The organism is Bacillus sp. UNC438CL73TsuS30 (assembly GCF_000482325.1).
Lineage (GTDB): Bacteria > Bacillota > Bacilli > Bacillales > Cytobacillaceae > Neobacillus.
On record NZ_KI535297.1, the window covers coordinates 118870 to 145394 of the forward strand.

At 37.3% G+C, this 26525-nt stretch carries 28 protein-coding genes and 3 pseudogenes; 21 read left to right on the plus strand and 10 right to left on the minus strand.

Annotated features, from left to right (window positions below; genetic code table 11):
- Positions 1-27 precede the first annotated feature (27 nt).
- The 3 genes from M028_RS0124425 to M028_RS0124435 all read left to right on the plus strand — a co-directional run bounded on the left by M028_RS0124425 (position 28) and on the right by M028_RS0124435 (position 2392).
- The gene (locus M028_RS0124425) at positions 28-1050 is read left to right on the plus strand and encodes an LLM class flavin-dependent oxidoreductase (protein WP_026576183.1); all 1023 of its coding nucleotides are present in this window, start codon (positions 28-30) and stop codon (positions 1048-1050) included.
- A gap of 140 nt (positions 1051-1190) precedes the next feature.
- Complete coding sequence (locus tag M028_RS0124430) at positions 1191-1490, plus strand: heme biosynthesis protein HemY (RefSeq protein WP_026576184.1); 300 nt, start codon at positions 1191-1193, stop codon at positions 1488-1490.
- 185 nt (positions 1491-1675) lie between these two features.
- Positions 1676-2392 carry an SDR family oxidoreductase gene (locus M028_RS0124435; RefSeq protein WP_026576185.1) on the plus strand — a complete coding sequence of 239 codons (717 nt, stop codon included), beginning with the start codon at positions 1676-1678 and terminating at the stop codon, positions 2390-2392.
- 392 nt (positions 2393-2784) lie between these two features.
- Here the strand turns inward: M028_RS0124435 and M028_RS33720 are convergent.
- Together M028_RS33720 and M028_RS30995 are read right to left on the minus strand one after the other, a co-directional pair.
- Positions 2785-2933 (minus strand): annotated as a pseudogene (locus M028_RS33720) (aldo/keto reductase); the annotation flags it as partial.
- A gap of 467 nt (positions 2934-3400) precedes the next feature.
- On the minus strand, positions 3401-3763 hold the full coding sequence (locus M028_RS30995; protein ID WP_231510889.1) for a 2-oxoglutarate dehydrogenase E1: 363 nt from the start codon (positions 3761-3763) through the stop codon (positions 3401-3403).
- A 277-nt stretch (positions 3764-4040) separates the two neighbouring features.
- Between M028_RS30995 and M028_RS33085 the strand changes: the two are divergent.
- Together M028_RS33085 and M028_RS32385 are read left to right on the plus strand one after the other, a co-directional pair.
- Positions 4041-4164, plus strand: a pseudogene (locus M028_RS33085) (transcriptional regulator); the annotation flags it as partial.
- Positions 4163-4728 (plus strand): annotated as a pseudogene (locus tag M028_RS32385) (SDR family NAD(P)-dependent oxidoreductase); the annotation flags it as partial. The pseudogenes M028_RS33085 and M028_RS32385, both read left to right, overlap by 2 nt.
- A 299-nt stretch (positions 4729-5027) precedes the next feature.
- On the opposite strand, the gene M028_RS0124460 reads toward M028_RS32385, so the two are convergent.
- The 7 genes from M028_RS0124460 to M028_RS0124490 form a co-directional block, all read right to left on the minus strand.
- Positions 5028-5327 carry a spore coat protein gene (locus tag M028_RS0124460; protein ID WP_026576188.1) on the minus strand — a complete coding sequence of 100 codons (300 nt, stop codon included), beginning with the start codon at positions 5325-5327 and terminating at the stop codon, positions 5028-5030.
- Positions 5328-5345: 18 nt separating this feature from the next.
- Entirely contained in the window at positions 5346-5540 is a 195-nt protein-coding gene (locus tag M028_RS0124465) for a hypothetical protein (RefSeq protein WP_026576189.1), read from the minus strand.
- A 16-nt stretch (positions 5541-5556) separates the two neighbouring features.
- A complete protein-coding gene (locus tag M028_RS0124470) occupies positions 5557-6693 on the minus strand; it encodes a zinc-dependent alcohol dehydrogenase (RefSeq protein WP_026576190.1) in 1137 nt (378 codons plus the stop codon).
- 18 nt (positions 6694-6711) lie between these two features.
- A complete protein-coding gene (locus M028_RS0124475; RefSeq protein ID WP_026576191.1) occupies positions 6712-7080 on the minus strand; it encodes a spore coat protein in 369 nt (122 codons plus the stop codon).
- Between the two features lie 16 nt (positions 7081-7096).
- Positions 7097-7342 (minus strand): hypothetical protein, encoded by a 246-nt coding sequence (locus M028_RS0124480; protein ID WP_026576192.1) that lies wholly within the window; start codon positions 7340-7342, stop codon positions 7097-7099.
- A gap of 256 nt (positions 7343-7598) precedes the next feature.
- The gene (locus tag M028_RS0124485) at positions 7599-8585 is read right to left on the minus strand and encodes a DUF3231 family protein (protein WP_026576193.1); all 987 of its coding nucleotides are present in this window, start codon (positions 8583-8585) and stop codon (positions 7599-7601) included.
- A 626-nt stretch (positions 8586-9211) separates the two neighbouring features.
- Positions 9212-9877 carry a hypothetical protein gene (locus tag M028_RS0124490; RefSeq protein ID WP_026576194.1) on the minus strand — a complete coding sequence of 222 codons (666 nt, stop codon included), beginning with the start codon at positions 9875-9877 and terminating at the stop codon, positions 9212-9214.
- Between the two features lie 351 nt (positions 9878-10228).
- On the opposite strand from M028_RS0124490, the gene M028_RS31005 reads away from it, so the two are divergent.
- The 3 genes from M028_RS31005 (at position 10229) to M028_RS0124505 (ending at position 13259) form a co-directional block, all read left to right on the plus strand.
- Positions 10229-11401 (plus strand): sulfite reductase subunit alpha, encoded by a 1173-nt coding sequence (locus M028_RS31005; RefSeq protein ID WP_051591235.1) that lies wholly within the window; start codon positions 10229-10231, stop codon positions 11399-11401.
- Positions 11402-11580: 179 nt separating this feature from the next.
- Positions 11581-12408, plus strand: a complete 828-nt coding sequence (locus tag M028_RS0124500; RefSeq protein WP_026576195.1) for a GNAT family N-acetyltransferase — start codon at positions 11581-11583, stop codon at positions 12406-12408.
- 275 nt (positions 12409-12683) lie between these two features.
- A complete protein-coding gene (locus tag M028_RS0124505) occupies positions 12684-13259 on the plus strand; it encodes a hypothetical protein (protein ID WP_026576196.1) in 576 nt (191 codons plus the stop codon).
- A gap of 45 nt (positions 13260-13304) precedes the next feature.
- Here the strand turns inward: M028_RS0124505 and M028_RS0124510 are convergent, their stop codons facing one another.
- Positions 13305-13484 carry a DUF3896 family protein gene (locus M028_RS0124510; protein WP_026576197.1) on the minus strand — a complete coding sequence of 60 codons (180 nt, stop codon included), beginning with the start codon at positions 13482-13484 and terminating at the stop codon, positions 13305-13307.
- Positions 13485-13850: 366 nt separating this feature from the next.
- Between M028_RS0124510 and M028_RS0124515 the strand changes: the two genes are divergently transcribed.
- From M028_RS0124515 to M028_RS0124575, 13 genes are all read left to right on the plus strand, one after another.
- Positions 13851-14342 carry a CarD family transcriptional regulator gene (locus M028_RS0124515; RefSeq protein WP_026576198.1) on the plus strand — a complete coding sequence of 164 codons (492 nt, stop codon included), beginning with the start codon at positions 13851-13853 and terminating at the stop codon, positions 14340-14342.
- A 409-nt stretch (positions 14343-14751) separates the two neighbouring features.
- A complete protein-coding gene (locus M028_RS0124520) occupies positions 14752-14952 on the plus strand; it encodes a cold-shock protein (RefSeq protein WP_026576199.1) in 201 nt (66 codons plus the stop codon).
- A gap of 155 nt (positions 14953-15107) precedes the next feature.
- Entirely contained in the window at positions 15108-15260 is a 153-nt protein-coding gene (locus M028_RS33090; RefSeq protein WP_155925781.1) for a hypothetical protein, read from the plus strand.
- 320 nt (positions 15261-15580) lie between these two features.
- Entirely contained in the window at positions 15581-17026 is a 1446-nt protein-coding gene (locus M028_RS0124530) for a L,D-transpeptidase family protein (protein ID WP_026576200.1), read from the plus strand.
- Between the two features lie 330 nt (positions 17027-17356).
- Positions 17357-17773, plus strand: coding sequence for a DUF1641 domain-containing protein (locus M028_RS0124535; RefSeq protein WP_026576201.1), 417 nt, complete (start codon positions 17357-17359; stop codon positions 17771-17773).
- Between the two features lie 31 nt (positions 17774-17804).
- Positions 17805-18983 carry an NAD(P)/FAD-dependent oxidoreductase gene (locus tag M028_RS0124540; protein ID WP_026576202.1) on the plus strand — a complete coding sequence of 393 codons (1179 nt, stop codon included), beginning with the start codon at positions 17805-17807 and terminating at the stop codon, positions 18981-18983.
- Between the two features lie 382 nt (positions 18984-19365).
- Positions 19366-20046, plus strand: a complete 681-nt coding sequence (locus M028_RS0124545) for a hypothetical protein (protein WP_026576203.1) — start codon at positions 19366-19368, stop codon at positions 20044-20046.
- Positions 20047-20218: 172 nt separating this feature from the next.
- Positions 20219-21136: a DUF1835 domain-containing protein gene (locus M028_RS0124550; RefSeq protein WP_026576204.1), complete on the plus strand. Its 918-nt coding sequence runs from the start codon at positions 20219-20221 to the stop codon at positions 21134-21136.
- 153 nt (positions 21137-21289) lie between these two features.
- The gene (locus M028_RS0124555) at positions 21290-22132 is read left to right on the plus strand and encodes an aldo/keto reductase (protein ID WP_026576205.1); all 843 of its coding nucleotides are present in this window, start codon (positions 21290-21292) and stop codon (positions 22130-22132) included.
- A 235-nt stretch (positions 22133-22367) separates the two neighbouring features.
- Positions 22368-23267: a LysR family transcriptional regulator gene (locus M028_RS0124560; RefSeq protein WP_026576206.1), complete on the plus strand. Its 900-nt coding sequence runs from the start codon at positions 22368-22370 to the stop codon at positions 23265-23267.
- Between the two features lie 176 nt (positions 23268-23443).
- Positions 23444-23779: a hypothetical protein gene (locus M028_RS0124565; protein WP_026576207.1), complete on the plus strand. Its 336-nt coding sequence runs from the start codon at positions 23444-23446 to the stop codon at positions 23777-23779.
- A 180-nt stretch (positions 23780-23959) separates the two neighbouring features.
- Positions 23960-24976, plus strand: coding sequence for an LLM class flavin-dependent oxidoreductase (locus M028_RS0124570; protein ID WP_026576208.1), 1017 nt, complete (start codon positions 23960-23962; stop codon positions 24974-24976).
- A 98-nt stretch (positions 24977-25074) separates the two neighbouring features.
- Positions 25075-26412: an LLM class flavin-dependent oxidoreductase gene (locus M028_RS0124575; protein ID WP_026576209.1), complete on the plus strand. Its 1338-nt coding sequence runs from the start codon at positions 25075-25077 to the stop codon at positions 26410-26412.
- Positions 26413-26525 lie beyond the last annotated feature (113 nt).

Sequence of the window (26525 nt, forward strand, 5' to 3'; positions counted from 1 at the left end):
AATTAGATAAGGGAAGAAGATGTACTTATGTCTAAACATGCAAATAAACTAAACGAAATTCCATTCTCGGTGCTTGATCTTTCACCGATAACAGCCGGAAGTACTCCTGCTGACTCTTTCCGCCATACATTGGAACTCGCACAGCTTGCTGAAAAACTTGGTTACAACCGTTTTTGGCTCGCAGAACATCATAATATGCCGTTTATTGCCAGTTCCGCCACTTCTGTGGTGATGTCCCATGTGGCAGCCGGTACATCAATAATCAGGATTGGTTCAGGAGGAATCATGCTGCCGAATCACGCACCGCTCGTCATCGCTGAGCAGTTTGGCACTCTTGAATCATTATATCCTGGGCGAATTGACCTTGGTCTTGGGCGAGCACCCGGTACAGATCAGGGGACCGCACGTGCATTGAGACGCGACTTGGGAAGTACCGGAGATGACTTTCCTGAGCAATTAGCGGAACTCCGCGGTTACTTTGATCCATCCCTGGCACAAGGGAACCCTATAAAAGCGATTCCAGGTGAAGGTTTGAATATTCCAGTCTGGCTGCTGGGTTCAAGCGGCTTCAGTGCGCAGCTGGCCGGAGAACTGGGTTTGCCATTCGCGTTTGCCGCCCATTTCTCGCCACTTAACACTCTGGGTGCTCTACAGATCTATCGTAAGGCGTTTAAGCCTTCGAATGTTCTCGATAAGCCGTATGCGATGGTGGCATTGAATATTATTACAGCAGAAACGGATAAAGAGGCAAATCGCCTTTTTACAACAATACAGCAGCAATTTTTGAATCTGATGAGTGGCAACCTTACACCGCTTCAACCACCGGTAGATGACATATCCGAAGTGGCCAGCAGCTACCAATTAAAGGCTCTCGAGCAGCAATTAGGCTCATCGATTGTTGGCAGCCAGCAGACGGTAAAGGACAAGCTGCATACATTTTTGGAGGAGAGCCAGGCAGATGAAATCATGGCCATTGCCCAAGTTTACGACCACAAAGCTCGCCTGCATTCATACGAGCTTCTGGCAGAAATTACAAAAAGCGAAAGGTAAAAAGGAGGACATCAGTAAGGAATCTTTTTTGATTTTTCTAGGGAATTGAATATGGATGAAACCGTGAAATCAGGTTATGAGGTTGTTTACAGGATTCCTTAGTTAAAAAGATAAAAGTTGTTAGAATAGGAGACAGTGATATCAACTGCAAAATTAACCGAAATGCTGTTAAAGTGCTGAACCAAATGTTGGAAAGTGAAGAGGCTGAAGGGAAAATGGTTCGTGTCTACGTTACATTGGACCATGGGGACCATGCCCATTATGAAGTAAAACTTGATACGCCCACGGACCATGATGGAATTGTGAAAACAGACAAAGGCATTGATGTTTTACTTGATAAAAGGGAACCGTTTTTAGATGGGGTTTGGATCAGGTATTTCTATGTGCCGCAAGCAGGATTTGATATCACGAATTCTTCCAAAGGGCATCACCATCATTAAACACGTGACAGAGCGATACTAAATGTTTTTATACCTTCATATATCTAGCAGAAACATATACTAAACACGGTAGATTACTTGTATGAATTGTGTTAAATGAGAATAATACCAACGATGCTTTATAATTTTAAAATTTCAAAATGAATTTCAATACAAAAAGGTTTTAAGAAGGAAGGGTTTTTACTATGTCATTAAATGGTAAACGAGTAGTTGTTTTAGGGGGTACTTCTGGTATTGGTTTAGCAACTGCCAAAGCGTTTCTCGATCAATCAGCTCAAGTGATCATTGCCAGCCGTTCTGTTTCCAAATTAAATGAGGCAAAACAAGTTCTTGGTGGCAATGTGGAAGGAATTGAAATCGATTTTCGAAGCGAAGAAAAAGTGGCAGAATTTTTCAGTATGGTAGGAAAATTTGACCACCTTGTAGTAACCGCAGGAGAAGGAGCAATGGGGCGCTTTAGTGAATTGTCTGTTGCAAGTGCTAAAGAGGCATTTGATAGTAAGTTTTGGGGGCAATATATTACCGTCCGTTCAGCACTTCCCTATTTAAACAAGGAGAGCTCAATCACCTTAACCTCTGGTGTATATGGCGTTCGTCCTCCTCAAGGCGCTACTACGTTAGCGGCAATCAATTCAGCCATTGAAGGATTGGTTCGAGGACTTTCCGTAGACTTAGCCCCTATTAGGGTAAACGTGGTTTCACCTGGAATTGTAGACACTCCAATTTATGCTGGAATGCCAGATGATCAAAGGCAAGCACTGTTCAACGGCATTGCACAACAGCTCCCTGTTGGACGTATTGCAAAGCCGGAAGACATAGCTGAAACCTATGTATACCTTGCTAAAAATGGTTTTACTACTGGTACGGCTGTTCTTATTGATGGTGGGGCCCGCCTAGCATAATTGCCTAAATGGATGTTGAACGGAAGCTTATCATCCTGCCAAGAAGGTGTTCTAACTAAAGCAGTAATAAGGTAAGAATTAAGTAATACACTGGTGGCAATACTGCAAAAGAGTATTGCCGCATTTTTTGTTAATAGGTGTACAAAAAAACAAAAGGAAGTGTTGATTTTTAATGAGTCTACATGACGAAAATAAATTAACAAAAGTAAAAAATTCCCTTGAAAGTCGTGTAGTAACATTGCCTGATGGAACTTCTTTGATCCCAACCTTTTTAGACTGTTTTCACACACCTTGGCAATCATATCTAATCCTGAATGATGAGGATACCTTTGATACTAAAAAGACTTCATCTCTTCGTCATTTAATAGCTTCACCTACTAACTGTTCGGAATCGCCATAATAGGCATGTGATGTTCTCGCTGCCATGGTAAGAGATCATACTCTCATACTCTATACCCCTTGAACCAAGATGATATAATACTTGATTAATCATACAATTTTTTCCGTTAGTGGTGTTCCATATCTCTTTCATATCATTGGTCTAACAATTGTCTAGCTATTCCAAAAGCTGTACAAGAAGAGCATGTACTAGCAAATGCGGAAGCTGCTATTCTTGAACTAACAAAAGAGGATTTAAATAGACTTGATAAAGAATTTCTGCAACCGACTAGAAAAATGCCTTTAGACATTTTATAGAAATCTTGAGAATAGACAGGAGAGAAGGGATTGAATTTGTACGTCTTTAGAGGTATCGGGAAAATATACTCCATGTAGCGCAGAGGAGGCTCCTGGCCTAAGATTCTGAAGTAAGTAAATACACTGACTAGGCCGATGGGTAATAACAATTAACAGAAAAAGTCCTTCTCCTGATACTTCTTTTGTGGTAACAAGAATACGACTACCACAGGGTGGTCGGTGCTCTCCTAGCAACTACTTAATTACATTTTAGGTAACACATTCGCCGTATTGCCAGTTAGGAAGTCCTGCTGACTTAACTAAGACGAGTTTTTAATGAATTATTCCGGGATACTCCCACAGACCAAGCTGCCCTTTTGCAGGAATAGACTCCTCTAACGTGCGCATCCCTTCCACTTCCCAGGCGTAACCGCCTACCCGATAATCACCTAATAAAAATTCAATACCGGAAACAACTCGCCCATCTTCCAGTACCGCCCAAGTTTCATTGTTTTCAATCACTCTTATGCAATTTTTCAGTTCACAAACGCCTATTATCACACCTGTCGGGAGGTCTTCTTCTGAATATCCGTGTTTTTGGAGCAGCTCCTGGACCCTCGGGTAGCCGCAGGCGGCCTTGTCCGGTTTTTTATACTCGTATGAATCGCTAATGGACCTCGATAGTTGGTTCTCCATGTCCTCGTTTCATATTTGGACTCGCCAAGGACAAACAAACTAGCCCAGGGCTGAATCATTGATAGAATTTTCATTTAGCCCGTCCCCAATCAGAAAAATGTATGACTAGGGTTCCCTTACTAAGGAAAGTATACTTGCTTTGTTACATTCATTTAAATTTGTAACGGGTATGGGATCTTCATATTTGAAAAAATCGGGGGACGATTGTTTCGATTAAGCAATCATTATTACAGTACTTCTTGCTTTATTGAAAGAAATTCCTTAACGGCTTAGGAGGCTGCTTACGAATAGTGATTTTACTCTAGCCATCATAGTTTAACTTATCTTGCTCTGCAGCGGATCGGATGCCTACAAGCGATGCTATATCGGAAAGTGCTGGAGTACATCCAGTACGGATTCGGTGTTAAATTTATTACTTATATAAGTATAGCTAATGCTCCAGAAAGCACTAATCTAATGGCTCCACCTCATGTTGCTACTGAAGCGGCCATCAAGAAAACAGGTATCTCTTATTCATTTCTTCGTAATAAATTCCAACCATCCAGGCTGCCATGGCAGGGGCACCATGGGTTACATCAGAAGGTAATGGCATGGTAGGATGGGCAACGCAGCAGGATTATTCAGAAGCTGCTGCTGCAGTCATTTCCAGTAATGGCCACGAAAACACAATCTACGAACTGTCAGGGAAGTTAATGAACCAGGAAGAACTTGTATCCGAACTGGGCAATGTCCTGGGTAAGGATGTCAATGTGCAGCAGGTGGATGACACTGCCTATGCTGCTATCATGAAAGATGCAGGTCTCCCTGATTTTATCCTCCCGCTCCAAGTCGGCATTCAGGAAAGCATTCGCAACGGCTCTCTGGAAGTTTAAAGCAATGATTTCGAAAAGGTTCTGGGGCGTCCAGCTACACCGGTCAAGGAGGCATTAACTGAAATTGTTAATGAAATTTCCCAGACAAAATAAAGTGAACCTTCCATCAGTGGGGGTTTTCTTCATCCCCCACTGATGGTAAGGTGAACCAATCAGACCTTAACGGTCAGTTGATCCCCCACTATCTTCTTCGGGTTCCTTAGAATCTGTGGGGATCTACTGCCCGTTATGAGTGAGATAGACAATCAAAATTTAACCGGCCTTTCTTAAATAGAAATGGCCGGTTTTTTTGTTAATGTATGTTTTAAAATAGTGGGAAGGCTTCTTCTTTAGATACCCTTATGACTAGGAACAGTTTATTTGGTGAGTATTAAACTGTTCCTTGATATTTTTTATAATGTCGGTAAGTTCAATGCTGTATTGATATTATTTAAATCCAAACTGATTTGTTCGTTTGTATCCCAAGCATGGTACCATCCTTTTTCTACCATATATGCAGATATTTGTTCATGCATATCAAGAGCTTCCACTAAATGGCGAGTGAGCAATTCTTTAATTTCCGGTGTTCCTGCCTCCGTAACTGCCATGGCATAATTTCTAATTCCACTTTTAGCTGAAATAAGCAGATCCATTGTAACCACTTGATCCGATAGTGCGTCCATGCCAGTTAAAGTTTCAACGATTGGATTCATGTTCATTCATCTCCTAATTTACTGCTTAGCGTTGGAAAGGATAGAAGCATATTCTTGTAATTGTCTCGTAGATACATCAATGTCTTGCTGCATAATATCTTTTAATAGCGGATCTGTGACTAACGCTTTCATGGTTTTGGATTTAGTTAAACAAGTGGTCTTAAATGCAGCCATCTCATGGACCTCAAGAACTTCATGTAAGGCGTAATTCATTTTTTTATCTCCTTCCTTAAGGTTTCAACACAACTTTTATACAATCATCCATTTTTGTGTCAAAAATCTCATAGCCACGCTTTGCTTCACTAAGTGGAAGTACATGACTTACGACATCTCCTGGATCAATTTTTCCAGTGGTAACTAATTCAAACATATATGGCATATAGTGGATCACAGGTGCTTGACCGGAGCGGATATTGATATTTCGCTGCATAATATCTCCAAAAGGGAAACCATTATATCTGCCGCCGTAAACGCCGGTAACTTGAATTGTCCCGCCTTTACGCACTGCTTGTGAAGCCATGATAAACGCACTTAATGCTCCGCCTTGAAGCTTCATTCCGCTTGCAAGGAACTCCATATCAGTCATTTTACCGTCCATACCAACTGCATCAATGACAACATCAGCGCCGCCTTTGGTGATTTCCTTCAGGTAACTTCCTACATTCTCATGGTCCTCAAAGTTAACAATTTCTACTTTGTTAGTGCGCTTGGCGTGCTGTAGGCGATAATTGACATAATCAACGGCAATGACTCGCTTTGCCCCTTTTAACCAACAGAATTTTTGAGCAAAAAGACCAACTGGACCACAGCCAAGAACAATAACTGTATCTCCATCCTTTACACCTGCATTGTCAACACTCCAAAAACCAGTAGTCATGGCATCGGCAATAACTGCTAACTTTTCATCCGGTTCTTCACAAGTCTCTGGAATCTTGAAATGAGTAAAGTTGGCAAATGGCACTCTTAAATATTCAGCTTGCCCACCTGGATAGCCACCCGTCGTACCAGAATATCCGAAATAGGCACCCATATCACCATTATCATTTGAATTATCACATTGGCTTTCCAAATGGTTTTTACAGTAAATGCATTCACCGCATGCTATATTAAAGGGAATAATTACTCGATCTCCCTTTTTTAGTTTAGTCACACCTGAACCAACTTCTTCGACGATTCCCATTGGTTCATGGCCAATAACATAGTTTTCTTGCAGGTTAGGAATCATGCCATGAATTAAATGTAAATCAGACCCACATATAGCTGTACTCGTTACTTTAATAATCATGTCATCTTGCTTCTCAATCTTTGGATCTGGAACATCTTTGACTACAACATTTTTAATACCTTGATACGTTACTGCCTTCATTGGTTACAGCCTCCAGTGTTAATGTTCATCAGGTGTCCGGTCAAACATACCTTTTCTATTGGTCTCAACAGGAAATAGGTTCATTTTGCCAATCATCAAAGTATTGTTGGCAGAGAGTTGGTCTAATTGATATTGTTCACTTAATTCGTATGGATGGAACCATTTTTTACTAATCATTAATTCTGTAATTTCTTGGTGCATGGCAATCCCTTGCATTAACTGGTTTCGTAAGACGGTTCTAACATCAGGTGATGCGGATTCCGTTAATGCAACCGCAATATTGCGGACACCTTCTTTGGCACGAAGGAGGAAATCCATGGCAAATGTGGTATCAGCTAGCTCAGGCACATGTAACGAGTTTATAGGGTCTAAATAGTCATTATTCAATGAATTTTACTTCCTTTCAATTTATTATAGGTGTTGGCCGGTTTTGAGGAACAGGGGCTTCAAAAGGTGCACGTTGATAAACTGCCTGTAATTCTCCAAGTGCTTGCATGGATTGTTCAACATCTTTTTGCATTAATGCTCTCAAATCATCATCAAATACCAGTCCTTGCATTAGTTTTGATTTCGCTAAGCATAGGGTTTTAAAATTAATTACTTCATGTAGATCCAATGACTCATGATCGGCTAATTTTTGATTATCCATTTCTAATTAACCTCCTTATTCGTTAATACAATCAATTGTATTGTTCCAAAAAAGGAGGGAAACATTCTAAATTTTAAAAGGAGAGGTAAAGAATTTTGAATATTTTTAATATTTGTAAGATGGGGAAAAATTCATTCAGCACTAAAACACTAATTTAGAAATATGTACTTGCTTGGATAATTGATAAGTACACACCCCCCTTGAGTCTCAAGGGGGGGTGTGTACTTCTTAAAATCACAGTTATGGTGAAGTTTCACTAAGATAATTCTCGCCGATCAACGGAACTTGGAGGTTCCTCAAACCATCCATTGGCAATCAGGATATTTGCGCAGTCTTCCGCAAGCTTGACATCCTTTGCGATGGCAGACGTATATTTGAGCCCGAGGTCGCGCCTCATGGCGCCGGATAAGGCGGTTCCATAATAAGCCATGGCTGCTTGAATTAAAAATGCGCAATGGAACATCATCAATTTATCCGAAAATGGCGGAATCTGAGAATCTGTAACATGGGTGTCCCATGTGATGGCAGAACTGATGAAGTCTTCATGAAGGATGGTAGTAAAAATTTCAATATGTTCAGCTGCCACTTTTACCACTTCCTCCATGAACCGGCGAATCTCTTTTAATTTGGCGGTTTGGCTGAAACCGAGGGCCAAGTCTTTAGTCAAGATGGTTTTCTGCAAATTAAAATAAAGACTGGAGATTTCTATTGTATTTAATGGGCGTTGGTGCCCGAACCAGCCGGCTAAAAAGTTTTGTTTTTCCGCGAATTCGATTTTTTCCGGAAGCGCTATAGTGGGGGGACGTTCCATGAAACCTTTCGATTGCAGCATGCCTAACGTAGTTTCGTACAATTCATAAGATTCCTTGTATGTTTCGAAATAGAATTGACGAACGTCCGGCCTGCGGGAAGCGGTGATTCCAAGTGAATAAGCGGTCAATCCGTGTATCGACATTTGGTGCAGATAGAACAGCCAGAGTTCATCTGAAAACAATCGCGGTGCGTTTAAATGGACATCTTCCTCTGTAAAACCTTGGGGAATCGGAAAATGTTCCTGATTGAAAATGACGGTGATTTTTTGAACAATGTTCTCTGCTATATTCAAAGCATTGCAAAAAACAGCGTTAATTTCTGGATCTTGAATAGTTTGCAACGCATATTTGTTTACGCATAGAGCCATCGTGTTATTCATATAAGGAGTCCATAAATTCGATACATCGAGTGCAACTATTTTTTTCTCCATTGCAATCCTCCATAATTTTTAAAATCTAATTCATGCTAATAACCAACGAGTTTTACAAAAATGTACATTAAATGTTAGGCTTCTATTTTTTATTGGTTTTTATGTAGTTTAGTCAAAAGTTTGTCATCCAACCAACGTAAGTCGGCAGGGTGTTTCTCCGCTGGTACATCAATTTCATCCGGACGCAATATCTTAGGTAACAGAACTAAATTAATGAAATAAATTTGTAAGAAGGTAATTCAACTTTTTTCAAAAATGAAAAAAAGATTGTGAAGAAGTTCTTAAACAGAATATGGTTCATGATAGGTCAGGATGCTACAAAATATCTAAAGAAGCATTCTGAAAAATTCAAGGCTATAAATTCTTTACTGAAATGATTACTTTAATGATGATTGTTTTATAAACGGATAATCATAAAAAAGGTGCTTAACCCGATTGGTTAAGCACCTTAAGTTTATTATTAGCAAAAAGTTTCTTTTCTTTATCACGTCCTTTTATCTATGAATTTATCTAATCGAAAGGATTACCTTTTTAATCCTTTTGCTTCTATTAGATATTGTATGAAGTTGTATATTCCTTTTAAAAATAATCCTTCACCATCCCTTCATGATAAAAATGGTTTGGTTCTAATCACCCGGACCGATAAAATCTAATGCGGCAGGAGAAAATAGTGCAACTTTTTTCTTAGCGTCCTCCAAAAGAATTCGGATTGGCTCAAAAACTACGTTATCCTGAAAGACATGGCCTCCCAAGAAGATCCTCTTTTTAGCCCTCCTATAGAAGACAGCTTTATTTTTTGAAGAAACGGTCTTAGCTGCGACAGGCTCTTTCCCTTCTTCTTGAGGTGTCAATGAAACGTTTACTGGTTGTAAAACTTCTTCTTCAATCGAAGCAACGATTCCTATTTCGCGTTCATTTAAGACCAAGACGAAGTGATATCCTGTTTCCGTTTTCTTTTGGACAACAGACACTTCATCCGTAATGAACGTGACAAAATCTTCGGTTTCGTTTGTGTGTGAGTCTTGAGAGGATTCTTTTTCCCTGATGACTCGATAATAGGCTTTTGCACCCATTTCATCATCTGTGAAGTCAAACGGTTTGATACTCTCTGTGCGCACAAGATACAATTGATTGACTTTTTCATTGCGGTTTAGTTGGACACATAGCGCAATATCTTCTTTCACCGCCTTTCTCTCACCGTTCGAGAGCATTGGGACATTCATTTTCATACCTGGAAATTGAACGAAGATATAGCTGAAGTTTTTCCTAGGTTGTACATTCTGAAGTCTCATCCACTCACAACCTTTCCGAATTGTTTTAAGGTTTTTAACCCTGATGAAGTATAATTCAATATTGTTTTGTTCTTTCCTTTCTGGGTATGATGAGTTTTCATCGTCACTTTCTTATGAAATACGAGGATTGCTCACAATTGTTGAGGAAATATGAGCAGAAATACTATCGAAAAACATAGAATAAAACATTTTTTGTCGTTTGATTTTATAGTTTATTTTTAATTATTTGGAATTTTTTCAATTAGGAGGGTGAGTGGGATTTAATTTTTGAAAATTATGTGTTAAAAAACATACCTGATTTCTTTTCTCTGTGTTATCCTAGCATATATACAACTTTGGGAGGTAAGAGAAATGCAAGTTACAGCAGATAATGCAAAAAAAGACAAACCTACACCAACATTTTCAAGAACAAATCCATTTCCAGCAAGGATTCTTAAGAATGTAAATTTAAATGGAGAAGGCTCTAATAAAGAAACAAGACATATAGAGTTGTCGTTAGAAGGTTCTGGCCTTTCTTATGTACCAGGAGATGCTCTTGGAGTTGTTCCTGAAAACGATCCAGAACTTGTGGCTGCCCTTCTTGAGGAAATGCATTGGGATGAAGAAGCAGTTGTCACTATTAATAAGCAAGGTGAAACACTGCCATTGAAGGAAGCGCTCACAAGCTTCTTTGAAATTACCCTGCTGAATAAAAAGATTCTACAGCAGGCAGCGGCATTCACTGAAAATGAAGAGCTTCAAAAGCTTGTGGTGGTTGAAAACGCTGTACAACTAAAGGAATATTGCTTTGGCCGTGATTTGCTTGATATGTTACGTGATTTTGGTCCATGGAAAGCTACTGCCCAAGAAATCGTTTCCCTTTTAAGAAAAATGCCGCCACGGCTTTATTCGATTGCCAGCAGCATTGCCGCTCATCCAAATGAAGTACATTTAACCATTGGTGCTGTACGATACACTTCTAACGGACGTGATCGTAAAGGGGTTTGCTCGATACAATGTGCGGACCGCGTTCAAGAGGGCGATACGCTTCCAGTATTTGTTCAACCAAATAAACACTTCCATCTACCGGAGTCCGGGGAAAGTGATATTATCATGGTTGGCCCTGGGACAGGCATTGCACCATTCCGTTCGTTTATCGAGGAGCGTGCAGTAAATAAAGCATCAGGCAAGTCATGGTTATTCTTTGGAGACCAGCATGCTGCGTCGGATTTCCTTTATCAGGATGAGTTAGAAAAATATCAACAGGATGGAGTCCTAACAAAACTTGATGCTGCATTCTCTCGTGATACAGCTCAAAAAGTTTATGTTCAGCACAAAATGCTTGAACACGGCAAAGAATTGTTTGCATGGTTAGAAAAAGGTGCAACGTTCTACGTTTGTGGTGATAAAGAACATATGGCAAAGGATGTTCATGAAGCCTTAATTACTGTGATTGAAAAAGAAGGCGAAATGGCTCGTGATGCAGCTGAAGCGTATCTAAAAGAAATGCAATCAAATGGCCGTTATCAGCGTGACGTGTATTAAAATAAATTGATAGTAGCTAACGCTTACAAAAAAGGCAACGAAACCAACTTTGGTCGTTGCCTTTTTGTTTTGTTTATTTTATTGATAATCAACAAAGTGAAAGAACATTTTCCAAAAAGCAGGAATGTCTAGAGTTTGTCCAGAATAGAAATAAAGCGTTGTGAAAGGAGTGATCTGAAATGTTAACAGAGTTAGATTTACTTGATATTAAAGCTCTTCAGGAGGTTTGTGAATTAGAGGGGAACTTTCACCTGAAGTTGAATTTTGATATGCTTGAAAACCGGGCAGAAAATAGTAAGGATGATTTCTTTCATTATGAAAATGGCCGACTCGTTGGTTTTCTCGGAAGCTATTATTTTGGGAACAAAGTGGAACTCTGCGGAATGGTCCATCCGAATTACCGAAGAAGAGGTATATTCACTAAATTGCTTGAAATGGGACTTGAGGAAGTAAAGAAACGAAACGTCAGAAACATTTTGTTAAATGCTCCTACCAGCTCCCAAAGGGCAAAGGAGTTTTTAAAAAATATTCCTTGTACCTTTACCGTCGCAGAATATCAAATGAAATGGCACAAAACAGAATTGACAGAGGATCCGGCTATTATCGTTAGGCCATCGATTTCACATGATGATTGGGAAGCTGAAGTCCAACTGGATGTCTTAGGCTTTGGTCTATATGAAAATGAGGCTCGTAAGATGCAACAGGAGATTAGAAAGAACAGTAACGAACAATGGCTCATTATTGAAGCGATAGGTAGAACGGCAGGGAAAATGCGTGTGGATGAAAAAGATGGCGAAGCATGGATCTACGGTTTCGCTATTTATCCCGAACTTCGCGGGAAGGGAATTGGGAGAAATGCTTTATCTAAAGTGGTAAAAATGGAGCATCAAAAAGGACTTTCCATTTTTCTTGAAGTGGAAGCCAAAAATGCCCGTGCGCTTGGACTCTATGAATCATGCGGTTTTAGGAGCTATCATTCACAGGATTACTATGAATTTCTAAAGTAAATAAAAATTAAACAAGGCTGCATTAGCAGTCTTTTTTTTGTCCTATTAACACCATTTTTTAGAAAAAATAATAGGACTTTGTAATTAAAAACATGAAATTTGTGGATTTTTGGAAGAAAAAGAAGGATTCTTGGTTTAAATAAAGAAATATATATATTTAAATACAACTACGATTCATCTGCCATCTAAAATATTTTGAAAGATAACAAGAGAAATGCGATATAGAAAAAGATAATAGCATCCATTTCATCAAGGTATGAAGGAAGGTATAGGATATGAACGATAATTTTTTTGCTGATTATAAAAATTTTATAGTAGTACCAGAAGAAGTAAAGCAAGCTGGTAAAGAAGGATTTGAACCAAAAAGTTATGCCGCGCATTATATAGTGACACTGTCCATTTATGATTCTCGTTTATCAGCCTTGAGAGATGCGAGCAAATATGAAATCGACGTTGAAAAAAGTATCAAAGCAGTCTTGAAGGACTTCAATCAAATGCAGTCCAAGAGGTACCATCTTCAATTACTTGAATTAGACAAATTTAAAAACTATTTTATTTTGGCCCTTTCCACTAAAATCAAATTTGAACCTGAGGAAGAGAATGAACAAGTTTCTTTTATCATTGATAAAATGCTCATGAACTCTTTTTATGTAGGGCAAAGTTGGTTTAACCTCATTGGTGAAAAAGGAAAAGTCGAACGAAAGCTCTTTTGCTGGTCCTTTAAGGAATATAAAATGGAGAACCAGGACAATGCAAAAATAGACGGAAAATTTGAAAATATCAGTGAATTAATTCCTAAAAATGGACAGATTACGCTGGTTAAAGCATCATTAAAACAGGAAGTTCTTTAATCTGAATTCACCTCAAAACAAAAGGAGCGAAACCCTCGCTCCTTTTTAATGTATATTTCCTCTTTCAAAGTGATTCATTTCGGTTAATTCAATAATATAGTTATAGTTGTCAATCGAGTGCTGGATTGTATCCATTTGCTCTTTCGATAAGTTCTTACCCTCTAACATCTTCACTAAATTCAGTTTGTTTTTCTCAATGATCGAGATCACTTCTAAATAGTCCACACTTCAACATCCTTTCCTATTTAAGAATAGAATTAAAGCAAGTATTTGTAAGCGTTATCTGTGGTGTTATCTTTATTTTATACTGTGAAGTAATAGATGACCGTGTCAGCTGTTGCAAAATGGTGTCACCTTCGTTACGAAATTAGTACAGATTACATGCTAAATACAGGTTGTCGTTGTGAGGCGATTCATAACAGAATGGTTAAATAGAATGATATCAGAAATTATCATGTGAGATTGAGCAATTTCCCCTCGAATTTTTTTTTGAAAAACAAGTAAAATGTATTGACTCGAAATATTGTTTGGTGGTAAAATAATAAATTTGATTAAAAATGATTTATATGTTATGCTTAGGTAGGTTAAATTTTGGAGGTGTTTTATTTGTTTCAAGTTGGTGATTACATTGTTTATCCAATGCAGGGTGCCGGTGTTATTGAATCAATAGAAGAAAAGGAAGTTTTAGGTGAGAAACACCAATACTATGTAATAAAAATGCCAATCAGTAAAATGCAGGTAATGATTCCTATCGGGAAAGAAAAAAAATCACGTATTCGCTTAGTTTCTGATATACCTACACTTGAAAACGTATTGCAAATTTTTCAGCATGGACAAACCGATACGAATCTTTCAATGAAAGAAAGATTCAAAATTAATTCAGAAAAATTGAAAACAGGAAATATCAAAGACGGCGCCGAAGTTGTGCGTGATCTAATGCGTATCAACAAAAGTAAAGCACTTAATTCAAGTGAAAAACAAATGCTAGAGAGCGCGCGGAAGATATTCATAAGTGAATTAGGATTAATTAAAGGGCTCACTGAAAACCAGGCAACAGATTTGTTAAATAATAAAGTCGGCTAGTTTATTCCTCTAACGTTTATTGTGATTAAACGGAAGAAATGTATCCTATTCAAGAACTTTTCATCATTAACTTCTTTATTTCCTCACATTAATCAGACGTTTCTACTTATATTCAATTCCGATTTTTATCAAACGTTTTAATTTAGGACAAATATATTTATTATGCCTAATTCAAACTGGCACGGCCATTGGAGCCGTAAGGATGAAAGAGAGGTAGGGCTTTCATTGTTTTAGGTAATTTAATTTATTTTATTGTCCCCTTGTAATTTTTTAGAAGAAGTGGTATATTAAAAAAGAATTATTTTTGTCCGGTGTAAAGAAAGTGGATTTCTAACTTTTCGTCTTGATGATCACTGAGAGCAAGGATAGTAATATATTGTGTGTAATTACACACTAGGAGGCAACACAAATGGAAAATGGTAAAGTAAAATGGTTTAACGCAGAAAAAGGTTTCGGATTCATCGAACGTGAAGGCGGAGAAGATGTATTCGTTCATTTCTCAGCTATCCAAGGCGAAGGTTTCAAATCTCTTGAAGAAGGTCAATCCGTAACTTTTGATGTTGAGCAAGGCCAACGTGGAGCTCAAGCAGCAAACGTTCGTAAAGCATAATAATGAAAAAAACAGACTCTAACTTTAGAGTCTGTTTTTTTATTTAAGGATAGGATATATATAAGTTTTGCCTTTGAGAATTGTCCAGCTCCATCGCCTAGCCCCTCGAGGGAAAAAATGAACTGCTTTTTTCCTAGGTTGCTTCGGTACTGTCAATGAAGTCAAAGAACGACTTCACTGCCAGACCTCCAGCACTTGTCGGGGCTGACCAAGGCGTTTGCGCTTTTCCTATTCAAGGCAATAAAAAACACCACTCACGAATGAGCGGTGCAGATAAAACGGTAAATCAAATGGTAATGCAAGTATAGCATATAAAGTTAGAAAAACCTAAATAATACTTAAATTTATAAAAAATTTCATAAAAAGTAAAAGAGTGGGATCCATTTTCCCTTTTACTATGGATATGAAATCTAAGACGTTTTCTTTCGAAAGCGTCTTTTTTATGTCCAAATTTAGGAATGATTAAAATAATAAAAAAATTAAATATATTTTTATACAAATTATGACAAAATTCAAAGTGTTCAATCAAATAAAATAGTACTAAGGATATAGGCAACCAATCAAAGGCTTAAGCTGTAATGAAATCCAAAAGAAAAGGGTGCTATGTTTCAACTAAGGGGGAAGGTCAATGAGAAATACGGTTTACATGCCAATTAGACAAATTCATAAAAGGCGGAATAACCCATTAAGAATGTTAATAAACGGGAAATCTATAGTAATAGCCATTATCGTTTTAATAGCCATAGTGTTTGCTGGTATTTATTATTATCAGGCAACTCGGTTCAATCAAAATATTAAAATCAATGGCACAAAAGTTGGTGGATTGACCGTAGATCATGCTTTAAAAAAATTACAATCAACGGTATTAAAAAACGAAGTCTTTGTGGGAAAGGATAGAATTTTCAATGGAAAAGATACAAAAACGGGTTTTAGCAATAAAGACCTAAATAATGTCAAGGAAATATTAAAAAAGCAAAAGACATTTTTACCTTCCTCAAAGGAAAAAAATTATGCGCTGCTGCCAAGTAATATCGATCAGTATCACAGTCAAACAATTAGGGGAAATGTAGAAAATCAACTCAAAGCTATAAATAAAAGCTTAAAAGGCGCAAGTGATTCGGTGGTCTTTTTGAAAAATGGCAAGATGATCACTCCAAACAGCGAAGCTGGTCATTTAGTTGATGTTGACGGTACCATAAAGGATTATCTGAAAAAGGAATATAATAGTGTCATTCATTTGAATCCCGTATACATAAAATCTAATATAGTGGATAATACGTTGGTAAAAAAAGAAGAGAATTTGCTGCAAGAACTTATGCACCGAACTGTAAATTATAAACTGCAGGATAAAATTTATTCTTTAAAAGCGAGTGAAGTTATCAAGAATGCATCCCTTTCTCAAAAAATGAAGTATATCATTGATCCGAGCGGGATTAAGAACAGGATTGCTGAAATGAATCGTTCGCAATCTACTTTAAATAAAAATTACAAATTTAAAACACATTCAGGTAAGGTTATTTCAGTAAAAGGAAAGTCCTACGGGTGGGCAATCGATGTTGATGCAGAAACCAAACGAATAGTGAAGGCCTTTGAAAAAGGGGAAAACTCAATCAAAGCCTATAATATTTACGGCGTTGGTTGGAGCACATATGGCGTCGGCTATCATGTTACATCCAATAATGGCATAGGTGATACGTATGCGGAAGTGTCCATTAAGGATCAACGGATTTGGATTTATAAAAATAGCCAATTAAAAGTGACATCTTCTGTGGTTACAGGTTGGCATGGAGTCAACCAAGATACACCAAAAGGCGTATGGTATGTCCAGTATAAAAAAACACCATCCATTCTTAGAGGAAGCGAAGTTGGAAATCCGAATTATTCTGTTAAAGTCACTTATTGGGCCCCGTTTACGTTGGATGGCGTTGGGTTTCATGATGCCGGATGGCGGAGAAACTGGGCAAGTAATGCCTATCTAACCAATGGGTCGGGTGGCTGTGTGAACATAAAGCCTGATGTGATGAAAACTGTGTACGCCAATCTTGTTCAAAATGAAGCCGTTATTGTTTATTAAAGATGGCTTTTAACTAAAAATGTGGTGAAAACCTGTTTCCATATTAAAATATTACTATATTAATGATGAATGAGAAAAAAGTCTTCTTGAGAAGGCTTTTTTTTCATTTCTGTAGTAGATATTTGCAGAAAGAGCCAAAATTTCGGGCGAACATCTTGAAAATTATCGTTAATAGGTATAAAATTTTACCTTGTGAAATCAATTTTATTATTATGTTTATAGTAATTAATTAAGAATGAAACGTACCAGCAAGATGAAAAGGCAGGTTCATAGGGATATAGAGTTGTTTCATGTATTCCAAACAGCCGCCTAACGAAAGGGGAATTCGCTATGTTAGATGTTATGGAAAAACCTGTAGAAACGAAACAAGAACGACTCGATGTGCTTGATCAGCTATTAAACCCAGAGGTTCAGGAATCTTTGACTACATTAGTTGAACAGCTTCCAAAATTGACTGAACTTGTGAATTTATTAACGAAGTCTTATGATTTTGCTCAGTCCGTTGCAACAGATGAGATTTTAAAAAATGATACGGTTGGAGCTATTAAAGAAATTGCAGAACCCGTAAAAGATTCTGTGAAAAATCTTGCTGCGACTGTTATTGAAGCAAAAGACCGTGCGGAAGAAAGCAACGAAGTGATCGGCCTATTTGGAATTTTGAAAATGTTGAAAGACCCACAAGCACAGAAGCTTTTCCGTTTCTTTAACGCTTTCCTAGAAGTTTCTGCAGATCGTTCAACAAAATAATTTTAATTATACTACGGACGGGGGAAATACTATGTCAAAAAAAATCGTCATTTTAGGGGCCGGTTATGGCGGACTATTGGCTGCAATCAATATTCGTAAATACTTAAATAAGGACCAAGCAGAAGTTACAGTAGTAAATCAGTACCCTACACACCAAATCATTACAGAACTTCATCGTTTAGCAGCAGGGAGTGTTGCTGAACAAGCGGTGGCTATGCCTTTAGCGAAGTTATTTAAAGGAAAAGACATTGAATTGCGAATCGCAAAAGTTGAGTCTTTTTCAGTGGATAAAAAAGAAGTGAAACTTTCAGATGGCTCCTATCTAACATATGATGCGTTAGTTGTGGCATTAGGAAGTAAAACTGCTTACTTTGGAATTCCAGGCTTAGAAGAAAACAGTATGGTTTTAAAATCTGCGGATGATGCCAATAAAATTTACCAGCATATCGAAGAACGTATTAGTGAATATGCTAAAACGAAAAATGAAGCGGATGCAACAATTCTAATTGGCGGCGGTGGATTAACTGGCGTTGAATTAGTTGGTGAAATCGCTGATATTATGCCTAAGCTTGCAAGAGGCTATGGCGTGGATCCGAAAGAAGTGAAATTACTTCTAGTCGAAGCAGGTCCTAAAATTCTACCAGTGTTGCCGGACCCATTAATTGAACGCGCAACTGCAAGTCTTGAAGCTCGTGGGGTTCAGTTCTTAACGGGTCTGCCTGTTACGAATGTAGAAGGCAATGTAATTGATTTAAAAGATGGACAAAAGATTGTTGCCAATACATTTGTTTGGACTGGCGGTGTACAAGGTAATCCTTTAGTTGGTGAATCAGGTCTTGAAGTAAATCGTGGACGTGCAACAGTAAACGAATATCTTCAATCTACATCCCATAAAGAAGTATTTGTAGTAGGGGATAGTGCTGTTGTCTTTGGCCCAGAAGGTCGTCCATACCCACCAACTGCACAAATTGCTTGGCAAATGGGTGAACAAACAGGATACAATCTATATGCATTCTTGGAAAATAAATCCTTTAAGGAGTTTTCTCAAGTTAACTCTGGTACACTTGCAAGCTTAGGACGTAAAGATGCTGTTGCAACTATTGGTGCTAATTCTATTCCACTAAAAGGTCTTCCGGCTTCCTTAATGAAGGAAGCAAGTAATGTTCGCTACTTAACACATATTAAAGCATTGTTCAGCTTAGCATATTAATTTTGTTTGTTTTTCAACTCTAAAGTACAAAAGCTTATAAGTTGCAAACTACAACTTTTAAGGACTATAATAACAATGGCTTTCTTAAAGGATAAACCACAGTGCCCCGACAACACTGTGGTTTTCTTTTTTTTAGTTTACTTTAAAGCCCGAATTAAATATGGATAGGTAAAATGGCAGAACAGCATAAATAAAACAGGATATTACTCTTGGAATATAGAATATAGTATAAATATTAACCAAAACAACTTTTAGAATGTGATAGTGAAAAATTTCATGGCATTACTTTTAAAATGGATTGATTAAACATATAGGATTTAGGATTAGAATATGAATGGGATAAATGAAAAATTGGAATTCTTATACTTGATTAGGAGGTCCTATGAAACAAAGTAAATATTCCATTGCAGATTACTGGAGAAATAAGATCAGACTAGATGAGGAGTTATGGGGTTGCCTTTTTGAGAACCAACCCATAACACAGAATTCGGTGATTATCAATCCGGTAATCCTTAACTCTTATAGTGACCAATCGGAAAACGCTTGGGCTGTTTATCCTAATCCACAAAGTGTCTTCGGATTTTTAAAATTTATCTATCTTCCTACGGCCTTTATAGGGTTAATTAATCCGGAAATGGAGTATCAATATTATTTTGAAGAAGACCTTGGAGAGCTTTTGGACGAATTGAAGGATGAATCCCCTGATAAAATAAAATTAATAACTAAAATGGAAGAAATTTATTTTGCGTTAAACAATAGTTGGGATGATCACAATCATTTATGCCTAGAGAAAATAAAACAATGGTCAAGAAGTTTTAATGAGGACTGGTTGAAATTAAATGGAACCGCATTATCCTTTCATGTTTTTAGCTCGCCTGAAGAGGCTGCAAAATTTATTATCCAAGTTTACGAAGAAGACTTGGGCATCGATTTCCTAGAAAATGATCTTGGTATCACCAAAAATGATTTATTAAACATCACAGGTCAAGAAATCTTTCAAAATGCATTTATGAAAAGGCGTTTTACTGACATCTTAACCAATCGATTAAAAGTTGCTTTTTGATACGGAAAGAAAAGAAACATGGGGTCCGACCCCCTGCGGATAAAAGCGTTCGCATCGGGGGAGTGACCCCATGTTTTCTATTTCTTGCTATACAAAAGAAGAATATCCAATTTATTTAAATAAGGTATTGTAGGTAGAAAGAAAATAGTCAGGATAAAGGTGAGGTAATCTTATGATTCATATTGTAAATGGCGATGTAGTTGGTAATAAAATTAAACAAATCGAAGGTGACATCCTGGTTTGGAGAGAAATGTATGACTTTGGTCCCTTAAATTTAACCTGGTCAAAAGAAGAGCAAATAAAAAAACGTGCTCAATTTTTTGAAGAAAAACTTGAAATTCCATCAGAAATTTTTATTCAAAATTGTCAAAATCAAGATCGTATATTGAATGGGATAGCGAAGTCAGAGGAGATTATTCTCTGGTTTGAGCATGACCGATTTGACCAAACCATGCTCATGTACTTACTAACGGAATTATCTACTAAAGGCTGCGAAAATATTTCATTGATAAGTATTGATCAGTATCCTGGTATAACACCTTTTTATGGATTAGGGCAATTATCATCAGGACAATTATTGGGACTGCTTGATAGTAGAAAAAAGATAACAACTGAACAAATCCATGAGGCGACCACTGGATGGACTGCCTATAACTCCACTGAGAATGTGGATATTGAAAAATGGATTTTATCTAAAAACCATACTCTACCGTTTCTCCTTCGAGTACTTCAAGATCATAAATGTTATTTTCCCTCTATTCAAACCGGCTTAAATGAGGTTGAATATTTAGCACTATCCTTCCTTCGTGAAGACGGATGTTTATTTTATGATTTGTTTTCTCGCATGATGGAAGAGAGAATTAATGATGGTTTAAGTAACTTGCATTTGGCAGCTATTTTAAAAGAATTAATGAAAGGACCGTATCCGTTGCTTAAAGGTAACATTCCTTTGCCAAATTATCCTCACCCTGCTTCCAATCCAATGCTGGAATTAACCTCCTATGGGTTAGATGTATTAAATGGGGTCCAAAATCGAATTGAGCTGGTTGGGATTGATTGGTGGGTAGGGGGAGTATATTTACATACCTGACAGTTCAAGGTTCTGCCACTAGAGCAGCAATCGGGTTCACACCCAGCTTTTCAGATATCGCAATAAAACGTCTATTTACAGAAAACTTAAAACTGTGAAAATAATCCATAATTATGGTAATCTTAAACTACTAAAAAACTAGGGAGTGACTCGTTGGTGAAAACTATTCCAGAGATTCTATTAAATGATGGGCTTACTTTGCCTGTGATTGGATTAGGTACATATAAACTTAAGGGGAATGAAGGAGTCAATTCTATCCTATCTGCAATCAATCAAGGCTATCGATTAATTGACTCTGCATATAATTATGAAAATGAAGGAACCGTCGGTGAAGCCGTTAGACGCAGTTCTATTCCGAGAGAAGACTTAAGAATTACATCGAAATTACCTGGCCGTTATCAAACCTATGACAAGGCGGTTACGACCATTCAGGAATCACTATATCGCACTAATCTTGACTATTATGATTTATATCTTATTCATTGGCCTAATCCGAAACAGGAACTATACGTGGAGGCATGGCAGGCATTGATTGATGCAAAAAAATCGGGACTTATTTGTTCGATTGGTGTTTGTAATTTCTTGCCTGAACATTCGGAGCGTTTGGAAAAAGAAACCGGCGTAAAGCCAAGCGTCAATCAAATCGAATTGCACCCATTTTTTAATCAAGCCGCTCAACGGAAATGGCATAAAGAAAATAATATTTTTACAGAATCTTGGAGTCCACTTGCTCGGGCAAATGAAGTCTTACATAACGAAACACTTCAAAAGATTGCTGGCGGTCATAACAAATCTATTTCTCAAATAATTTTACGCTGGCATTATCAGCTCGGGGCCATATCCATTCCTAAGTCTGCATCTTCTGAGCGGCAACTTGAAAATATATCGATATTTGACTTCTTTTTGAATGAAACAGAGATGTCGATGATTTCTGAATTAACCCGTCCAGATGGGAGAATAAATAATCAAGATCCTGCAGTATATGAAGAATTTTAAGCCAGAGAAAGAGTGTTTAAAATTTTATCTAATTCACACTTTACTTATTGGATTAATTGGAGTAGAATGTTTAGAAAATCATAAATATTGGAAATCTGCCGATTGGTCACCCAAAGGCTCCTAAACGTATTACACGTAGAGGAGCCTTTTTTACGTTTTGTGAACGCAGCAAACCCTTATAGGATTAGTTAACAAAAATAGTATTCTAAAAAAATCAAGAGAGGGGTTGTAGAAAGTGAACATTGATCATCTGGAAGCTTTTATGTATGTAGTACATTTGGATAGTATACATAAAGCAGCTGAAGCATTGTATTTATCTCAGCCAACCGTAACAGCAAGAATCAAAACATTAGAACGTGATCTTGGTATCGAATTATTTATTAGAAAGGGAAGGAGTTTGACATTATCAGATGAAGGAAAAGCATTTATCCCCTATGCGGAGCAAATTATCAATACCTATAGTGAGGGGAAAAAACGTTTGAAGAGGGAAGAAAATCCTGAAGAAATTGTCATTGGGGCAAATATGATTACTTCCCAATATTTTATACCATTTGCTCTCCCTTTCATAAAGAAGGAAAATCCTGCATTGCGATTTAAATTTATATCCGCACCAAACGAAGTATTGCTCGATAAACTTCTTCAAAACCAACTGGATATCGCTTTTATGAAGGATGTTAATCATCGTGGTATTCAAAAGCATGAGCTGCTAAATAATTCTGTCAGGTTAGTAGTTTACCCTGGACATTCTTTTCAATTTAAAGAAAATATATCTGTTCAACAATTAGCCATGGAGCCATTGGTATTTTTTGAATGCGGCGCTTTTGACTGGAATCGGGTTCATAAATTGTTTGAAGTGGCAAATGTTGAACCAAATATCGAATTTTTAGTTGACCATCTTGAGGTAGCGAAATCGTTTATTCTTAACAAAAATGCCATTGGATTTTTACCTTACCTCTGTATTAAGGAAGACCTTGAAAATGGCAATTTAATTGAAATAGATGTTTCTCATATTCTTCAAATCAATCAACGTATTTTTGCAACTCATTTGAAAAATGGTTTTCAGTATTCCAAGTTATGGAATGATATTCTTTTATCTGTTAAAGAATTTGAGAAGAAAAATATGATGGTTTATTAATTAAATTTTCTAAATTGAAGATTAAATTTTTCAATCAGTTAATCTATTGCCCTTTCAATCTTCACGGTGGTAGGATAAATTTCAATCATAACGTTAAATATAAAAAAAGGGAAAGTATTGTTTTAATTCCCAGTATTCCGGTTTGTATTGTTGTGTATAAAAGGAGGATGTTAAATATGCAATCACAAAAGAATAAGAGTTCAGCTAGTTTTTTTTCAAAAACAAATCAATCAAAATTTTTTGAAACAAGTCAATATCTTAATCTGCCTGATTTACAGTTTTTTATTTGGTGTAATCAAAAGTATAAGGTGAATAGGGGAGTCTATAATACGATAGATCAATGGTTTTATGAGTACGGCATTGTTAATATTCATTATCGGAGGATTCAGCTTTTGGCATTCTTGGATTTTTTCAAAGATAAGATTCTCGAGAAAGATAAGCAGAAGTTTATCCGATTTGGTCATGGAGGACTTGCAAGAAGTCTGAATGAATTTACTAATGATTTACGTTAAAAAATGAAATCTTCTCTGAATCGTTTCTTTTCTATATAAAATTTTTTTATTAAGATTAAATATTTTCCTATCACCGAAAGTATTGCCAGTTTAATATTTTCAGTGCTAGGATAAACATCAGCAAATAAAAACAAACTTTTTCAATGTGTTAAGTCGGAATAAAAATGGAGGAATTTATAAATGGGCTATAAGCTTAGTATTTTAGATCAAAGTCCGATTTTTACTGGAAGCACAGCTTCTACTGCGTTACAAAATACAGTTCTGCTGGCTCAAAAAGCAGAAGAATGGGGGTATACACGTTTTTGGGTATCAGAGCATCACAATACAGATCAATTGGCTGGCTCCTCACCTGAAGTACTAATTTCCTACTTATTGGCACGGACGAACACAATTCAGGTTGGGTCAGGTGGAGTCATGCTTCAGCATTATAGTCCTTATAAGGTAGCTGAAAACTTTCATGTTTTATCCAATTTGGCACCTGGAAGGGTAAATCTTGGGGTTGGGAAAGCCCCAGGCGGACTTCCGTTATCCACAAAGGCGCTGCAGTATGGAACTGTTAATGATGGTAAGGATTTTACAGAACGGCTGATTTTTTTATCGGAATTAATTCACAATTCGATAGATGACTATCATCCTCTTGCAGGAATTCAAGCAACACCAATTCCTCAGGAAAAACCAGAAATTTTCCTTCTTGGAGCAAGTGCAAACAGTGCACAGCTTGCCGCTGATTTGGGTATATCATTTGTTTTTGCTAAATTTATCAATAGTGATGCAGGAGTACTGGAAAAAGCTGCAAATCTATATCGAGAAGGCTTTCCACATGGAAGATTTATCATTTCATTAGCTGTTATTGCTACACCTACTCAGACAGAAGCAGAACAATTGGCAGGGGACAGAAAAATAGTCAAAGTCAATCTTCAGAGCGGAAGAACGGTTACGGTACAATCCATTGAGCAAGCAGAAGTTTTTGGAAAGCAATCCGGTGAATCATATGAAATTACTGAACAGGAAGCAGATATTATTGCTGGTACACCTTATTATGTAAAGAATGTTTTAAATCATCTTCACAAAACTTATCAGGTGGATGAATTTATTATACATACACCAATTGAACAAGAAGTAGAAAGATTTCAATCATTTCGACTGTTAAGTACCTTAAATAATTCAAATACGTTTGTCCAGCCTATAAGAAGGTAAGATTGACAATGGAGAGTTCATATATTTTTTTTAACCAAATACCAACTATTCAGGTAGGAATAATGAATAATTTAGAAGGCGAAAGGAAGGAAAGTGCGATGGCAAAGAAAAGACAATTAAAATTGGGAACGATCATTCATGGTGTGGGAGGGAATATTGCGGCTTGGAGACATCCAGAGGTATTAACTAATGCAAGTGTGAATTTTGAATTTTATAAGGAGCAAGCCCGAAAATCGGAGAAGGCAAAATTTGATTTTGTTTTTATTGCGGATGGCTTGCATATAAACGAAAAATCATTGCCTCATTTCTTGAACCGATTTGAACCGCTTACGATTCTATCGGCACTAGCCGCTGTCACTTCACGAATTGGCCTTGCTGGTACTGTATCGACATCATATAGTGAACCATTTACTATCGCACGGCAATTTTCTTCCCTTGATCATATTAGTCATGGCAGGGCAGGCTGGAATGTTGTAACTTCCCCATTAGAGAAAACAGCCTTAAACTTTAGCAAAACCATTGAAGAGCATCCAAATCATTCAAAAAGATACCGAATCGCCTCTGAATACCTGGATGTCGCCAAGGGATTATGGGATTCATGGGAAGACGATGCATTTATACGTGATAAAAAATCAGGTGTATTTTATGATCCTGAAAAACTGCATCAATTAAATCACAAAGGAGAATTTTTCTCAGTACAAGGACCATTAAATATTGGCAGATCAAAGCAAGGGCGGCCCATTATCTTTCAAGCAGGGTCTTCTGAGGATGGGAAAAACCTTGCTGCTAAAGATGCCGATGTAATTTTCACTAATCAAGATACCTTGGAAAATGCACAAAAATTTTACCGAGATGTCAAACGCAGGACTGCTGAATATGGGAGAAATCCGGATCACATTCTAATTTTGCCAGGAATCGAGCCGATTGTTGGTAAAACAGAGGAAGAAGCTGAACAGAAATATCAAGAGATTGCTAATTTAGTATCGATTGAACAGGCATTGAACTATTTAGGACGCTTTTTTGAACATCATGATTTTTCACAGTATCCACTCGATGAACCCTTTCCAGAAATCGGTGATTTGGGTTCGAACAGTTTCAAAAGTGGTACAGATCGAATTAAGCAGGAAGCGAAAGAAAAAAACCTAACCCTTCGACAGGTAGCACTAAGGGCGGCCACACCAAGAACACCGTTTATTGGGACACCAGAAAAAGTGGCAGACTTAATCCAAGCGTGGTTTGAAGGATATGGGGCAGACGGTTTTATTATTCACTTCAATCTTCCAAGCAATTTAACGGGTTTTGTTGATCTTGTAGTTCCTATTCTGCAGGATCGTGGTTTGTTCCGTACAGAATATGAATCTGACACATTGCGGGGAAATCTTGGACTCCCATTCCCAGATAACCGTTATGCACAATCTATAGTGAAAAATGGATAAATGTTTTTTTAAATAAAAATATATAGCTTTATCATTAATCGTATTTTATACTTTTTTTATACTATTAATTCATACTTATTAAATAGGATTAGTTGGACATAAAAGGGGTAGAT